This window comes from Campylobacter sp. GB48 (assembly GCF_049221845.1).
Classification (GTDB): domain Bacteria; phylum Campylobacterota; class Campylobacteria; order Campylobacterales; family Campylobacteraceae; genus Campylobacter_D; species Campylobacter_D lari_C.
Genome location: NZ_JBMJAR010000051.1, coordinates 1 through 1,477, shown reverse-complemented (window position 1 = coordinate 1,477; position 1,477 = coordinate 1). Strand labels below are relative to the sequence as shown.

Here is a 1,477-nt window from a genome sequence, read left to right as displayed (position 1 = left end):
AATGTAGCAAGTGGAACTAATATATCTACTTTAAACAATAAAGGCACTATTAGTGGTAGTCGTGGTGTTTCTATTGCTAGTAACTCTACTATTGAAAATTTGAATAATAGTGATACTGGTTTTATAAGTAGTATTAAGATTGCTAAAAATGGTAAGATTAATAATATTAATAATCAAGGAACTATAGGTGGTGTAGATTTAGGAGATGTTAATCGAGATCCACAGAAGGCTTTTATTGGCACCTTTAACAATAATGGAACTATTATAAATAATAAAGGATATGGAACAGTATTTATTGTTACTAGCACTATTGAAAACTTTACAAATTCAGGACTTATAGAAAATAGTTCTGGAGGGGATAGTGGTGGTATATATACAGCTGGGGGTAAAATAGGTACCTTTATAAATGAGAATACAGGTATCATAAAATCTACCAAAGAAGGTATAAAGATATCTTATATTGATTGGACTGGTACTCAAGCTGATTTAATACAAAATAAAGGGACTATTATTGCTGGTAATTCTGGAGTACATATATCTAATTTGAGTAGTTTAAAAACTTTTGAAAATAGTGGTTTTATTCAAGCAACAAATGGTGTTGAAATCAAAAATTATGGACAAGGTAAAGCTGGTGTAATAGAAACTCTTAACAATTCAGGTTCAATGTTTGGGTCTGCAAATGGTATTATGCTTCATGGTGGTGCATCAGGAAGTAGTATCAACACCATTACCAATAAAGGAACCATACTAGGTCAAAGTGGTGCAGGTATATATGTAAATGGTGCTAATCAGCACATTAAAGACTATATCAAACTCGAAGGTTCTAATGCTCTCATAGCAGGAGGAACTGCGGGTATTTACAACAAAGGCACCATAGGGGTAAATAATAATACCGGAAGTTTAGTAAATAATAATACTGGTAATGTAATTGATTTAAAAAATGGTGCTACCATAGCAGCATTATCTCCTAATAAAGACGGTAGTTTTAACTTTAATACTCAAGGCAATGCTATTTTAAATGAAGGAACTATCAAGGGCAATATCAATCTTGATGATGGTTCTAAGATTATAGGAGCTATTAATAATAAAAATATTATCTCAGGTAGTATTAGTTTAAATAAAAAATCTTATATAAGTTCAATCATTAATGAAAAAACCATAGAAAAATCTATTGATTTAAAAGATAATTCTCAAATAGATAAGATTTTAAATAGTGGAACTATTCAAGATAGTATCAATCTAAAACAAAGCACTATAGTAAATATAGACAATAGTGGAACTATTGAAAAAGGTATAAACTTAGAAAAAAGCACCATAGGTTCTATAGAAAACTCAGGTATTATAGGCAATGGTGGTATCAAACTAAATGATAGCACCATAGGCTCTATCACAAACAATGAAGGTGCTAAAGCTGATTTAGATTTAAAAAATAACTCAGTAGTAGGAACTATAACCAATAATGGAGATATGTTAATTA

Annotated in this window: 1 pseudogene; it reads left to right on the top strand. The window is 30.1% G+C overall.

Annotated elements, in window-relative coordinates:
* Nucleotides 1-1,477 (top strand): annotated as a pseudogene (locus ACOTVC_RS08675) (hypothetical protein); the annotation flags it as partial.